The 13,517-nt window shown below is 68.8% G+C and carries 17 protein-coding genes; 3 read left to right on the top strand and 14 right to left on the bottom strand.

The features are described from left to right. Positions 1–32 precede the first annotated feature (32 nt). The 9 genes from fliR to G3N96_RS21805 all read right to left on the bottom strand — a co-directional run bounded on the left by fliR (position 33) and on the right by G3N96_RS21805 (position 5,997). Entirely contained in the window at positions 33–815 is a 783-nt protein-coding gene (gene fliR, locus G3N96_RS21845; RefSeq protein WP_206138432.1) for a flagellar biosynthetic protein FliR, read from the bottom strand. Positions 816–838: 23 nt separating this feature from the next. Continuing rightward, positions 839–1,111: a flagellar biosynthesis protein FliQ gene (fliQ, locus tag G3N96_RS21840; RefSeq protein WP_039351961.1), complete on the bottom strand. Its 273-nt coding sequence runs from the start codon at positions 1,109–1,111 to the stop codon at positions 839–841. Positions 1,112–1,131: 20 nt separating this feature from the next. Then, positions 1,132–1,893 (bottom strand): flagellar type III secretion system pore protein FliP, encoded by a 762-nt coding sequence (gene fliP / locus G3N96_RS21835; RefSeq protein WP_046550042.1) that lies wholly within the window; start codon positions 1,891–1,893, stop codon positions 1,132–1,134. Positions 1,894–1,929: 36 nt separating this feature from the next. After that, the gene (fliO, locus tag G3N96_RS21830; RefSeq protein ID WP_206138431.1) at positions 1,930–2,493 is read right to left on the bottom strand and encodes a flagellar biosynthetic protein FliO; all 564 of its coding nucleotides are present in this window, start codon (positions 2,491–2,493) and stop codon (positions 1,930–1,932) included. Further along, positions 2,490–2,981 carry a flagellar motor switch protein FliN gene (fliN, locus tag G3N96_RS21825; RefSeq protein WP_069246732.1) on the bottom strand — a complete coding sequence of 164 codons (492 nt, stop codon included), beginning with the start codon at positions 2,979–2,981 and terminating at the stop codon, positions 2,490–2,492. The genes fliO and fliN overlap by 4 nt, the downstream gene beginning before the upstream one ends. After that, entirely contained in the window at positions 2,974–3,972 is a 999-nt protein-coding gene (fliM, locus tag G3N96_RS21820; protein ID WP_069246733.1) for a flagellar motor switch protein FliM, read from the bottom strand. Before fliM ends, fliN begins: the two co-directional genes overlap by 8 nt. Positions 3,973–3,994: 22 nt before the next feature. After that, a complete protein-coding gene (fliL, locus tag G3N96_RS21815) occupies positions 3,995–4,531 on the bottom strand; it encodes a flagellar basal body-associated protein FliL (protein WP_089424119.1) in 537 nt (178 codons plus the stop codon). 253 nt (positions 4,532–4,784) lie between these two features. Beyond that, positions 4,785–5,507, bottom strand: a complete 723-nt coding sequence (locus G3N96_RS21810; RefSeq protein ID WP_039351943.1) for an LrgB family protein — start codon at positions 5,505–5,507, stop codon at positions 4,785–4,787. Between the two features lie 13 nt (positions 5,508–5,520). Continuing rightward, positions 5,521–5,997, bottom strand: coding sequence for a CidA/LrgA family protein (locus G3N96_RS21805; protein WP_206138430.1), 477 nt, complete (start codon positions 5,995–5,997; stop codon positions 5,521–5,523). A gap of 139 nt (positions 5,998–6,136) precedes the next feature. Between G3N96_RS21805 and G3N96_RS21800 the strand changes: the two genes are divergently transcribed. Next, on the top strand, positions 6,137–7,063 hold the full coding sequence (locus G3N96_RS21800) for a LysR family transcriptional regulator (RefSeq protein WP_085041246.1): 927 nt from the start codon (positions 6,137–6,139) through the stop codon (positions 7,061–7,063). Positions 7,064–7,123: 60 nt separating this feature from the next. Here G3N96_RS21800 and G3N96_RS21795 read toward each other — a convergent pair whose 3' ends face one another. Further along, the gene (locus G3N96_RS21795) at positions 7,124–8,683 is read right to left on the bottom strand and encodes a DHA2 family efflux MFS transporter permease subunit (protein ID WP_206138429.1); all 1,560 of its coding nucleotides are present in this window, start codon (positions 8,681–8,683) and stop codon (positions 7,124–7,126) included. 177 nt (positions 8,684–8,860) lie between these two features. Then, on the bottom strand, positions 8,861–9,352 hold the full coding sequence (locus G3N96_RS21790; RefSeq protein WP_206138428.1) for a MarR family transcriptional regulator: 492 nt from the start codon (positions 9,350–9,352) through the stop codon (positions 8,861–8,863). Positions 9,353–9,525: 173 nt separating this feature from the next. On the opposite strand from G3N96_RS21790, the gene G3N96_RS21785 reads away from it, so the two are divergent. Beyond that, positions 9,526–9,810, top strand: coding sequence for a multidrug ABC transporter ATPase (locus tag G3N96_RS21785; RefSeq protein ID WP_089439027.1), 285 nt, complete (start codon positions 9,526–9,528; stop codon positions 9,808–9,810). Positions 9,811–10,085: 275 nt separating this feature from the next. After that, positions 10,086–11,648 (top strand): efflux transporter outer membrane subunit, encoded by a 1,563-nt coding sequence (locus tag G3N96_RS21780; protein ID WP_206138427.1) that lies wholly within the window; start codon positions 10,086–10,088, stop codon positions 11,646–11,648. Between the two features lie 22 nt (positions 11,649–11,670). On the opposite strand, the gene G3N96_RS21775 is transcribed toward G3N96_RS21780, so the two are convergent. The 3 genes from G3N96_RS21775 to gspL form a co-directional block, all read right to left on the bottom strand. Then, the gene (locus G3N96_RS21775) at positions 11,671–12,459 is read right to left on the bottom strand and encodes a type II secretion system protein N (protein WP_206138426.1); all 789 of its coding nucleotides are present in this window, start codon (positions 12,457–12,459) and stop codon (positions 11,671–11,673) included. 32 nt (positions 12,460–12,491) lie between these two features. Then, positions 12,492–12,998: a type II secretion system protein M gene (locus G3N96_RS21770; protein WP_069249188.1), complete on the bottom strand. Its 507-nt coding sequence runs from the start codon at positions 12,996–12,998 to the stop codon at positions 12,492–12,494. After that, on the bottom strand, positions 12,995–13,517 hold a 523-nt coding region (gspL, locus tag G3N96_RS21765), incomplete at its 5' end, for a type II secretion system protein GspL (protein ID WP_241022771.1). The genes gspL and G3N96_RS21770, both read right to left, overlap by 4 nt.

Here is a 13,517-nt window from a genome sequence, read left to right as displayed (position 1 = left end):
GCGTCAAACGGGGAATAGGGGGCGGGAGGCGCTCAGCGCCAGCCCGTCAGCACGCGCCCCATCGCGTCGAGTCCCATGTCGAACAGGTGCGCCACGAACGGCACGAGGTTCGGGATCATCAGTTGCACGAGCAACAGCCCGACGAGCATCGTGACGGGAAAGCCGACCTGGAACACGCCGATCTGCGGCGCCGCGCGGTTCAGGATGCCGAGCGCGAGGTTCGCGATCAGGAGCGCCGCGATCACCGGCAGCGCGAGCAGCAGCCCCATCTCGAACACCGTCGTGCCGAACGACGCGAGCGTGCGCCAGCCGGGCGCGTGCAGCAGGTCGGCCGACACCGGCAGCGACTGGAACGACGCGGCGAGTGCGGCGAACACCTGCAGGTGGCCGTCCACCGCGAGGAACGCGAGCATCGCGACCGCGTTCAGGAAGCGGCCCATCGCGGGCGTCGCGCCGCTCGTGTGCGGATCGAAGAAGGTGGCGAAGCCGAGCCCCATCGACAGCCCGATGAAGTCGCCGGCCGCCCCGACCGCCGCGAACACGATCTGCATCGTGAAGCCCATCGCGACACCGATCAGGAACTGCGTGACGACGATCCAGATGCCCTGCGCGGAGAACACGGTGACGTCCGGCATCGCGCCGAGCGTGGGGGCGACGACCAGCGCCATGAACGCGGCGAGGCCGATCTTCACGCGGATGGGCACCGCCGCATGGCCGACGACGGGCGCGGTCGCGACGAGCGCGAGCATCCGCACGAACGGCCACAGGAACGCCGTGAGCCAGCCGTTGAGCTGCGCGTAGGTAACCGAGAACATCGCCGCCGGGTGGTGCGCGCGGCTCAGCCGACGCCGAGCGTCGCGACGTGCAGCAGCGTCTGCCGCAGGTAGTCGAGCATCGTCGTCATCATCCACGGGCCGGCGATCACGAGCGTCGCGGCGACCGCGAGCAGCTTCGGGATGAACGACAGCGTCGCCTCGTTGATCTGCGTCGCGGCCTGGAACAGGCTCACGACCAGGCCGACCGCGAGCGCGACCAGCAGCAGCGGGGCGGCCAGCAGCAGGCCGACCATCATCGCGTGGTGCGCGAGCGTCATCACTTGTTCGGGCGTCATCGTGCGTGTTCCTCCGCGGCTTACGTAAAGCTCTGCGCGAGCGAGCCGATCAGCAGCTGCCAGCCGTCGACCAGCACGAACAGCATCAGCTTGAACGGCAGCGACACGGTGGACGGCGACACCATCATCATCCCCATCGACATCAGCACGCTCGCGACGACCATGTCGATGATCAGGAACGGGATGAACACCGTGAAGCCGATCTGGAAGCCGGTCTTCAGCTCGCTCGTGACGAACGCCGGCACCAGCAGCGACAGCGGCACGTCCTCGGGCCCCTGCATCGGCGCGGCCTTCGAGATCTTCGCGAACAGCGCGAGATCGGTCTCGCGGGTCTGCTTCAGCATGAAGGTCTTGAACGGCGCGACGCCGCGCTGGACGGCCTGCTCCATCGGCATCGAGCCGTCGGAGAACGGCTTGTAGCCGTCGTTGTACGCCCGGTCGAGCACCGGCGACATCACGAAGAAGGTGAGGAACATCGCGAGGCCGACGAGCACCTGGTTCGGCGGCGTCGTCGCGGTGCCGAGCGCCTGGCGCAGCAGCGACAGCACGATGATGATGCGCGTGAAGCTCGTCATCATCAGCAGCATCGCCGGCAGGAACGACAGCATCGTGAGCAGCAGCATCGTCTGCACGCTCAGCGAATACGTGGTGCCGCCGTGCGGGCCCGGGCTCGCATTGAACGCGGGCAGGCCGTTCGCCTGCGCATACGCGAGCGCGGGGGCGAGGCAGAGGATCAGCACGGGCGCGAAGCGCGCCGCGCGATGCAGGAAGGCGTGTTTCATCGGAATGCGAGGTCGGAAAGAGGGCGCGGCGCCATGTCAGCGGTCCTTGCCGCGACCGAGGCGCTTCGCGGCTTCGCCCGCGAGCGCGTCGCGAAACCGCGAGCCGAACGTGCCGGGCAGGCCGCCGTCGGACGGGGCGGCGCCGGCGGGCGCATCAGCGGAAACCGGGGCCGCCGCCGAACCGGCCGGCAGCGTATGCAGCAATCGCACGTTGCCCGGCGCGACGCCGAGCACGAGCCAGGTATCGCCGATCTCGACGATCGTCGCGCTTTCCTTCGCGCCGACCGCGACGCTCGACACGATCTTCAGCGGGCCGCCGCGGCGTGCATGCTGGAAGCCGAAGCGGCGCGCGAGCCACGCGCACGCGAACACGAGACCGATCACGACCGCGAGCCCGACCAGCGTCTGCAGCACCGCGCCGACGCCGAGCGACGGGGCGGCCGAGCCGACCATCACGCTCGATGCGATCGCCCCGGGGTGGTTCACCGCGTTCATGTCGGCGGCGCCGGCCGGCGCGGTTGCGAGCGCCGCCGCAATGGCCGCGGCAGCCGCTGCGACGCTTGCGACGCGCACGCGGCGGCCGGGCTTTACTACGTTCATCGATTCAGCTTCCGGATACGTTCGGCCGGCGTGATGATGTCGGTCAGGCGGATGCCGAACTTGTCGTTGACCACCACGACCTCGCCCTGCGCGATCAGGCAACCGTTCACGAGCACGTCCATCGGCTCGCCGGCCATGCCGTCCAGCTCGACGACCGAACCCTGCGCGAGCTGCAGCAGGTTGCGGATCGCGATCTTCGTGCGGCCGAGCTCCACGGTCATCTTGACCGGGATGTCGAGGATCATCTCGATGTCGTTGTGCGTCGTGTTCGCCGCGGCCTTCGACAGCGGCTGGAACACGCCGGCGCCCGTCGCACCGGCCGGAACCGGCTGCTCGTTTTGCTCGGCGAGCGCGGCCGCCCAGTCATCCATGCCCGGATCTTCTTCCGCCGCGGCCGGTGCCGCCTGCGCGGCGGCAGCCGATGCCGCGAGAGCCGCGTCGGCCATCGCTTGTGCGTCGTCCTCGGGCGTCTGGTTCAGCTCACTCATATCCACCTTCCTTCATCGAATCGCCCGCGCTGATCATCTTCTGCACGCGCAACGCATATTGACCATTGAAAATTCCGTAGCCGCATTCCATTACCGGCACGCCGTCGACCTTCGCGGTGATCGTGTCCTCGATCTCCAGCGGCAGCACGTCGCCCGCGCGCAGGTTCAGGATCTTCTCGAAGTTCGACGAGATCTCGGCGAGGTTCGCGGTCAGCTCGACCTCGGCGGACTGCACCTGCTGCGACAGCACCCGCACCCAGCGGCGGTCGACTTCGAGCGCCTCGCCCTGGATCGGCGACGCGAGCACGTCGCGGATCGGCTCGACCATCGAGTACGGCATGCAGATGTGCAGCGTGCCGCCCGTCGGCCCGAACTCGATCGAGAACTGCGTGACGATGACGATCTCGTTCGGCGTCGCGACGTTCGCGAACTGCGTGTGCATTTCCGAGCGCACGAACTCGAACTGCAGCGGCCGCACGCTCTTCCATGCGGTCGTGTAGTGCTCGAACACGAGGTTCAGCAGCTTGCCGATGATCCGCTGCTCGGTGGCCGTGAAGTCGCGGCCCTCGACGCGCGTGTGAAAGCGCCCGTCGCCGCCGAACAGGTTGTCGACGACGAAGAACACGAGGTTCGGGTCGAACACGAACAGCGACGTGCCGCGCAGCGGCTTCACGTGCACCAGGTTCAGGTTCGTCGGGATCGGCAGGTTGCGGGTGAACTCGCTGTACTTCTGCACCTTCACCTGGCTGACGGAGATTTCCGCCGTGCGCCGCATGAAGTTGAAGATGCCGATCCGCAGCAGGCGCGCGAAGCGGTCGTTGATGATCTCGAGGCCGGGCATCCGGCCGCGGACGATCCGCTCCTGCGTCGCAATGTTGTAGGGGCGGACGCCCGATGTGTCGCGCTGTTCGTCGACTGAATCGGCTTCGCCCGTGACGCCCTTGAGGAGGGCATCGACCTCCTCCTGGGACATGAACTCCTGGTGACCCATACGCGCTCCTTTCGCGGCCGCGTTACTGGACGACGAACTCGGTGAACAGCACGTCGTCGACCTTCGCGCGCTGGTTGCCCGGCTGCGTCGGCTGCTCGATCAGCTCCCGCAGTTCCTTCGCGAGCGAACGTTTGCCGTCCGGCGTCGCGAGCTCCTCGGGATGCTTGTTCGACAGCGCGAGCAGGATCCGGCTGCGGATCTCCGGCATCCGCGCAGTCAGTTGCTCCTGCGCCTTCGAGTCGGTGAGCTTCAGCGACAGGCCGACGCGCAGGTAGTGCTGCGCGCCGTCGTCGGACTGCAGGTTCACGGTCAGCGGGTCGAGCGGGAAGAACACCGGCGCGGCCAGCGGCGCCGGCTCGGCGGGCTTGCTCGCATGGCCGACGCCTTCCTTGCTCAGGAACACGTACATGCCGCCGGCTGCGGCGGCTGCCGCGCCCAGCGCGATGACGGCGATCAGCGCGATGCGCTTGAACTTGCCGGAGGAAGCCGGCTTGTCGGCGGTCGGGTTTGCGGTCGTGGAGGCCATGTGAATGCGTGCGTGATGTCTCGTAGCATGCATTGTTCGGCATCCGGGCCGAGCCCGATGGGCGGAAAAGAGGGGGGATTTGCGGCTATCTCAGCCGATTGTCGGCCGGGTGTCGGCTCGATGCAGGGTAAGTGGGGGCGGAAAGGGCCGCCCGGGCGGGCGGCTGAAGCGGGTGGGTGGCGTGGGGCGTGAGCGCCGTGCCCGCCTTGCGGAGCCTGCCGCGCCGATGGCGGCAGGCACGATCGCGCCGGGCTGGGCCGGCGTTTGGCGGGCGTCCGCCGCCCGGTCAGATCGGCAGCAGCGTCAGGAGCGGCGCTATCAGCACCATCGCGACGCCCGCGATCATCATCGTCAGGCTCGACACGACGCCTTCCTCGCTGCCGATCTCGCGCGCCTTCGCGGTGCCCACGCCGTGGGCGGCCGCGCCGAACAGCGCGCCGCGCGCGAGCCGCGTGCGCATCGGCACCAGCGCGAGCACCAGCTCGCCGAGCAGCATCCCGCAGATGCCGGTCGCGATCACGAACAGCGCGGTGAGATCCTTCGGCGCGTGGATCTTGTCCGATACGGCGAGCGCGAACGGCGTCGACACCGAGCGCGTCATCAGCGAGCGCTGCAGCTCGGGCGACAGGTGCAGCAGCTTCGCGAGCAGCAGCGACCCGCACACGCCTGCGCAGATCCCGACCGCGACGCCGACCGACAGCGACAGCCAGTGGCGGCGGATCAGGTCGCGATAGTCGTAGATCGGCACCGCGAACGCGATCGTCGCCGGGCCGAGCAGCCACATCAGCCAGCGCGTGTCGTGGAAGTAGACCGAATACGGGATGCCGGTCAGCAGGACGAGCAGCACCAGCACGCCCGGCACGAACACGAGCGGCGAGAACAGCAGCGTCTTCTTGTACGCGTAGAGCCGCTTCGACGCGAAATACAGCACGACCGTCAGCACGAAGCAGCCGAACGAGATCGCGGTGTTCGCCTGGTCGGCGGACAGGTTCGACAATGCGGCAAGCATGGCAGGCTCCGGCTCAGTGGGCGGACGCGGCGGTGAGGCGCGTGCGGCGGCGTTCGGCGAACACGCGCTGCGCGGCGAGCCGGCGCTCGAGCTTCGCGGCGAGGTCGACCGCGACGGCCACCGCGACCATCACGAACGCGGTGCCGGCGAGCATCACCAGCGCGATGCGCCAGCCGTCCTCGCGGAACAGCCCGCCGTACTGCACGGCCGCGACGGCGGCCGGCACGAAGAACAGCAGCATGTCGGACAGCAGCCAGTTCGCGCCGTCCTTCACCCATGCGGGCGCGACGCGGCCCGAGAACAGCAGCACGAGGAGCACCGCGAGGCCGATCACGCCCGACGGAATCGGCAGCCCGATCTTGCGCACGGCCCAGTCGACCGCCATCCACAGCACGCCGAGCGCGGTGGCCTGCAGCGCGATCCGGCCCGTGTGCGCCAGGCTGCCCGAAGCGGCGGGGCGGGCGGCAAGTGCGGCGGTCGGCTTGGTCATGGCGGGCTCCCTACAGATATTCCGTTGATGATGGGAGTATAGGGTTTCCCCTAACCATAAATAAAATGACTTGTCTCTATCCTTGTCATTCCAATTCAGAATTCGTTTTTGATCGCCGCACCACTTTGGGGAGTCATCGATGGAATTGCGCGCGTTGCGGTACTTCGTCGAGGTGGTTCGCCAGCAGAGCTTCACGGCGGCCGCCGACAAGCTGTTCGTGACCCAGCCGACCATCAGCAAGATGGTGAAGGCGCTCGAGGACGAGATCGGTTCGCCGCTGCTGCTGCGCGACGGCCGGCAGATGGTGCTGACCGACGCGGGGCGGATCGTGTTCCAGCGCGGCCAGGACGTGCTCGCCGCGCAGGCGCAGCTGCAGTCGGAGCTGAACGATCTCGGCACGCTCGGGCGCGGCGAGCTGACGATCGGCATCCCGCCGCTCGGCGGCTCGCTGTTCACGCCGATCATCGCCGCGTACAAGCAGCGCTATCCGAACATCGAGCTGAAACTGTTCGAGCAGGGCGCACGGATGATCGAGGCGGCGCTGACGTCGGGTGAGCTGGAACTCGGCGGGCTGCTGGAGCCGGTCGATCCCGGCACCTTCGAGCGGCTGCCGATGGTGCGCGCGCCGCTGTGGCTCGTCGCGCCGCGTGAGTCGCGCTGGGAGGATCACGCGGCCGTACCGCTCGCGGATCTCGCGCGCGAGTCGTTCGTGTTTTATGCGGAAAGCCTCGCGCTGCACGATGCGGTGCTCGATGCGTGCCGGCAGGCCGGCTTCACGCCGTCGATCGTGAGCCGGAGCGGCCACTGGGATTTCATGGCCGCGCTCGTGCATGCGGGGGTCGGCATCGCGCTGCTGCCCGAGCCGTATTGCCGGCGGCTCGACGCGGGCCAGTTCACGTGTCGGCCGATCGTCGAGCCGGAGATCACGTGGGCGATCGCGCTCGGGTGGCTGAAGAAGGGGTATCTGTCGCACGCGGCGCGCGCGTGGCTCGACGTGGCGCGGGCGACGCTGCCGATCGCGCCGGGTGACGATCTGGCGTTTGGTGGGTTGCGGGCGAGGGAGTGAAGTCCGCCGAGGCGGGTGGTCAAGCGAACGAGGCGGGCGCAACAGCCGCCCGCCGCGCGGTCAATGCCCCATCGCCGGCCCCGCGCCCTTCCTCGGTTTCGTGACCCACACGAGCGCCGCGAGCGCGCCGAACATGAACGCCGACAGCAGGAAGAAGTCGTTCGTCGCCATCATGAAGCCCTGCTGCGTGACGAGCTGGTTGAGCTGCGCATTGGCCGTCTGGCCGACGATGCCGAGCTGCGACAGCGCGCCCTGGTAGTCGATCGTGTTCTGCGCATACACGCTCACCGATTCCGACAGCCGCGCGTGGTGGTAGATCGCGTCGTTCTCCCAGAACGTCGAGCTCGCCGCGGTGCCGATCGCGCCGGACAGCGTGCGCAGGAAGTTCGACAGCCCCGATGCGCTCGCGAGCCGGTCGTCGGAGATGCTCGACAGCGTGATCGTCGTCATCGGCACGAAGAAGCACGCGACGCCGATCCCCTGCACGAGCCGCGGCAGGATCACGTGGTTGAACGGCACGTCGAGCGTAAACGTCGAGTTCCAGATCGACACGCCGGCGAACACGATGAACGCGAAGCTCGCGACCATCCGCAAGTCGAGCCGGTGCATGTTGCGGCCGATCAGCGGCGACAGCACGAGCGCGAGCAGCCCGACCGGCGCGGTCGCGAGGCCGGCCTTGCCCGCCGTGTAGCCCATCACCGTCTGCAGCCACAGCGGGAAAATCACGACCGAGCCGAAGAACGCCATGAAGCCGAACGAGATGATCATCGCGCCGAGCGCGAAGTTGCGGTCCTTGAACAGCGACAGGTCGACCACCGGCTCCTTCTCGGTCGCCTCCCACACGAGCATGAACGCGAGCGACACGACCGCGATCAGCGCGAGCGCGACGATGAACGTCGAGTTGAACCAGTCGCGGTCCTTGCCGAGGTCGAGCATCATCTGCAGACACGACACGCCGATCACGAGCAGCGCGAGGCCGATCGCGTCGATCCGCTGCTTCGACGTCTTCGTCTCGCGGCCGCGCAGCAGGAAATACGCGCAGGTCGCCGAGAAGACGCCGATCGGCAGGTTGATGTAGAAGATCCACGGCCATGTGTAGTTGTCGCTGATCCAGCCGCCCAGCAACGGGCCGAAGATCGGGGCGACGATCACCGTCATCGCCCATAGCCCGAGCGCGAGCCCGCGCTTCGCGGGCGGGTAGCTGCGCATCAGGATCGTCTGCGACAGCGGCACCATCGGCCCCGACACGAGGCCCTGCAGCAGCCGGAACGCGATCAGCGTCTCGAAGTTGGTCGCGAGGCCGCACAGCGCCGATGCGACGGTGAACGCGAGCACCGACAGCGTGAACAGCCGCACCTCGCCGACCCGCCGCGCGAGCCAGCCGGTGAGCGGCACCGCGATCGCGGACGCCACCGAGTACGACGAGATCACCCAGGTGCCTTCGCTCGTCGCGACGCCGAGGCTGCCGGAAATGGTCGGCACCGCGACGTTCGCGATCGACGTGTCGAGCACTTCCATGAAGGTGCCGAGCGCAAGCCCGACGGTGAGCAGCGCGAGCGCACCGCCGGACAACGGCGCGGGTTCGGCGGCGGGGGCGGCGGATGCCGTGGTGGCGGACATCGGAATCTCCTAGACGCGGCGCGCACGACGCGCCGGCACAACGCACGGGTGTGCGCCGCAGCGCCGCCCGGCCGGGTGGAACGGATAAAGGGAAAAGGGGAGCGCGTGCCCTGTCATCTTCTGCCCAGACAGAGAAATAAGCGAGTGCTTAACCTAGACATGGGGCCTCCGCGCATCTCAGCCGTCCGCTTCTTCGTCGGGTTTCGGGCAACCGGCCGAACCGGGCCCGTTGGCGATGAAGCGTTGCAACAGGCCGGTGAGCGTCACGAGCTCGTCGGCCGAGAAACCGTCGAGTTGCGCGTTGAGCGCGTTCGCGATCAGCGACGGCAGTGCACGGGCGGCGTCGGCGCCGCGTTCGGTCAGCGTCAACTCGATCATCCGGCGGTCCTGCTCGCTGCGCGACCGGGCGACCAGCCCCTTGCGTTCGAGCCGGTCGAGCATCCGCGTCATCGACCCGCTGTCGTACGACATCTTGCGGGACAGCTCGAACGGCGTGCGCGCATAGCCGCGCGACAACAGCAGGATCACGCCGATCTGCTGCGCGGTGAGGTCGAGCGGCTCGAGCGCACGGTCCATCCGCTCGACGAGCGCCTGCTTCGCCTTCGACAGGTAATAGCCGAGGCTCGTTTCCAGTGCGATGTTCTCGGGATCGTAAAGGCCGCCGGTCATGCGATTGCGCGCGCAGCAATAGTGCGTTTCAGATTTGGACGCGCCCAGTATCTTGAAAATTGATTGCATAGTCAATATTATTTGAGGCAACCAGTTACGACGTGCATGTTGCACTGCCGGAGACTATGTTCTGACCGATGCGCCCGCGCTGCGGGCACCCGAGGATGTTCGCGATGCTGTTCCTGAAAAATGCCGCCGGCGCGCTGCGCCGCAACCTGACCGATACCGCTCATCATGCGTTTTCCGGGCCGCACCGCGGCTGGAAGATCGCGCTGTACGTGACGATGCTGGTGGTCCCGGGCGGCTCGCTCGCGGCGCTCGGGTTCGCATGGTTCGATCATCGCCGGCAGCGCAACGCGAAAGACGGCGCTCGCCGCGCGGGCCAGCCGGCCGCGACGGAGCCGTCGACATGGCGGTCCGCCGCCGAACCGCTCCCGTTGCCCGCGCGCTGCCACTGACCGCTGACCGCGCGCGTCTCCCGCCTTCCCGGCTGCTCCCACTGAATGCCGGCCGCACCCCGCACGGCCGGCGTCGCATCCCCTCTCTCCGTCAGCTTGCCGTAATGGCCGGTAAACCGGCCGCTCGCGCCGGTAACACATTCCTGTCGCCACGCACCGTACCCTTGGGGCTGCGCAGCTTTCCCGCCGTCAGTTACCATTTGTCCGCCAGCGGCACGACGACCGCATCGCGCGACGCCGCTCGCCGGACGTCGCGCCCAGACAGGAAAACCACCATGCCGTACGCCTCCCTCCCGCGCGCCCTTCGCCCGCTGAGCGCCGCCGTCGCCGTCGCGACGGCCGTGCTGCTCGCCGGCTGCGCCGTCGGGCCCGACTATCACCGGCCCGACACGTCGATCCCCGCCGCCTACAAGGAAGCGCCGGCCGGCTGGAAGGTCGCGCAGCCCGCCGACCGCACCGACCGCGGCGCGTGGTGGACGGTCTACAACGACCCGCAGCTCGATGCGCTGATCGACAGGCTCAACGCGTCGAACCAGACCATCGCGCAATCGGCGGCCGCGTACCGGCAGGCGCGCGCGCTCGTCACCGAGGCGCGGGCCGCGTATTTCCCGACCGTCGGGCTGACCGCGTCGGGCTCGCGCGCCCGCACGCCGCGCACATCGGTGTCGTCAGGTTCGTCGAGCTTCGGCAGCGGTTCGTCCGGCTCGATCAACAACAGCTACAGCGTCGGCCTCGACGCGAGCTGGGAACCGGACCTGTGGGGCAAGGTGAGTCGCACCGTCAGCGCGCAGCGTGCCGGCGAAGCGGCCGCCGCGGCCGATCTCGCGAACGCGCGGCTGTCGCAGCAGGCGCTGCTCGCGCAAACCTATTTCCAGCTGCGCACGTCCGATGCGCTGCAGAAGCTGCTCGACGACACCGTGAAGTCGTACGAACAGTCGCTGAAACTCACGCAGAACCAGTACGCGCAGGGCGTTGCCGCACGTGCGGACGTGATCCAGGCGCAAACGCAGCTGCAGAGCGCGCAGGCCGCATCGATCGACAACGGCGTGGCCCGTGCGCAGTACGAGCATGCGATCGCGACGCTGATCGGCGAACCGGCGTCGACCTTCTCGCTGCCGCCGAATCCGCTCGCGGCCGAGCCGCCGATCACGCCGGTCGACGTGCCGTCCGCGATCCTCGAGCGCCGGCCCGACGTCGCGGCGGCCGAGCGCCGTGCGGCGGCCGCGAACGAGCAGATCGGCGTCGCGATCGCCGCGTTCTTCCCGACGCTCACGCTGTCGGCCACCGGCGGCTTCCAGAGCTCGGTGTGGTCGCAGCTGTTCACGCTACCGGCGCGCTTCTGGACGGTCGGCCCGCAGCTCGCGGCCACGCTGTTCGACGCCGGGCTGCGCGCCGCGCAGACCGACGCCGCGCGCGCGACCTACGACCAGGACGTCGCCGCGTACCGCCTCGCGGTGCTCACCGCGTTCCAGGACGTCGAGGACAACCTCGCGTCGCAGCGCATCCTCGCGCAGGAAATCGACGTGCAGCGGCAGGCGGTCGACAGCGCCGAGCATGCGCTCGCGATCGTCACGAACCAGTACAAGGCCGGTACGGTCGCCTACCTGAACGTGCTGACCGCGCAGACCACCGCATTCACCGCGCAGCAGAAGCTCGCGACGATCGCCGGGCAGCGGATGACGTCGTCGGTCGGGCTCGTGAAGGCGCTCGGCGGCGGCTGGAACGTGGCTGAGATGGCGCGCGAGAACGGCGACGTGGCGGCGCCGGCGCCGGCGTCCGGTGCGGCCGAGCCCGCGGCCACCGCACCGGCGGTCGCCGCACCGCTCGCGCAGAAGTAGGCAGGGAAGGGCGACGCGCGCGTCAGCGCTGCGCGTCGCCGAAGATCAGCGACACCTCGTTGTTGCCGATCGGGTGGCCGAGCAGGTTCAGCAGCCCCGCGAGGTTCGCCTGTTGCTCGGGCGCCGAGTGCGCGGTGCCGCGGAACGAGCCCTGGCCCGGGCCGAAGGTACCGTGGCCATCGAGGAACAGCGGGCCCTGCGTCGTCGACAGGTCGAGATCGGCGCCGGCCCCCTTCGCCTGCAGCACCGCGCGGTACGAACCGAGCGGCTTCACGCGCGAGACGCGCGAACTCATCGAGTCGATCGTCACCGTCAGCTGGCCGAACGCGTTGTTGCCGATCAGGCGCCAGTCGCTCCAGCCGAGCCGCACGTCGCCCTGCAGGTCGAGCGTGTTGAACGGCGTGCCGAGCCCCGCGAGCAGCGACGCGGGCACGGCCATCGTGCCCGCCGACAGCACCGCGCCGCGCCATGTCGCATCGAGCGTGACCGCGTCGGGCATCGCCTCGGTCTGCCGCATGCGCATCTGCACGCGCCCGGTCAGCAGCGGCCAGAAGCCCGTGGTCCATTCGACCCGGCCGGGCAGCAGCGTCGCCGCGCTCTGGTCGGCCCCCGGCGCGAGCATCAGCGTGCCCGAGCCGTGCCACAGCGACCCGTCGGGATCGACGAGATTCACGTGCCCGCCGGTCGCGCGCGCGAACTGCGGCGCGATCCATGCGGCCGGTGCGAGCGCGACGAGCGTCAACGCCGTCGCCAGGCCACCCGCCAGTAACCACGGCAATGCGGTGGCGAGCCGCTTCAATCCCGGCCTCATCGGCCGACCGCCACTTGCGTCGTCCAGCTGCGTCATTTCTGCGTAGACGGTTGCATCACGGCCGTCAGGTCGACCTGGCCATCGTCCTTCAGCGCAGTGGCATGCGCCTCGCCGACCTGCACCTTGAACTGCCGGCGCGCATCGTCGAGCCACTGCGTCCACGCCGGGAACGACACATTCTTCATCTGGATCTGCACACCGTTGCCGACGATCTGCACCTGCGCGCCCTGCAGCCCGTGATCGGACAGCGACGCGGTCAGCGCGTCCTTCAGCGCGAGGCCGGTCGGTGCCACGCCCTGCGCGGCGGCCGTCAGCGACTTCGCCTCGTTCGCCTGCGCGGTCATCTGCGCCAGCTCGCGGCGCATCGTCGGCAGCTCGCGCTGGATCCGCGCACGCCCTTCCTGCGCGGGCGACCACAGCACCGAATACGCGATCGCGACCGCCAGCACGGCGCCACCCCAGCCGAGCAGCATCTTTTCGCGTTGTGAGCGTTCGCCCCAGAACTGGGCCAGCGTCTGGTTCAGTTGTTCCGTCTTCATGAGCGGCTCCGGATCGTCCATTTGCCCGTGTTGCTGTCGACTTCGCCGGACAGTCCGTTACGCGCGAGGCGCTGCGTGAAATCGGGATCGACCTTGACCTCGGGCTTGAAGCCGACGTCGAGCCGCCGGTCGTGATAGTCGAGCGACGCGATGCCGTTCAGCGGCAGCGCGCCCATCGAACGCGACAGCCCGCTCGACAGCGCGAGAAAATCGTTCGGCGACAGTTCGCCGGCCGCGAGACGCAACTGGTCGAGCTGGCGCTGCATCTGCGCGGGCGGGTCGAGCACCGTCGTCGTTTTGGGGAACGCGGACAACAGCGTCTCGGTGATCTGCGCGGAGAGCGCATCGCGCTCGCGCGACAGCTTCCACCAATGCAGGTTCATCCCGATCACCGCCACGCCGAGCGTCGCCGCGACGAGCGCGAGCGGCACGCGCAGGCGCTTCACCGTCGCGCGGTCGAAGCGCCACGGCTGCGATTCGAATTCGAACTGGCACAGGTCGAACTTCTCGGTCAGCAAA

This window comes from Burkholderia sp. Se-20373 (assembly GCF_017104705.1).
Classification (GTDB): Bacteria; Pseudomonadota; Gammaproteobacteria; order Burkholderiales; family Burkholderiaceae; genus Burkholderia.
The sequence above is the reverse complement of the archived record's forward strand: the minus strand, read 5'-3'. Positions and strand labels throughout refer to the sequence as shown.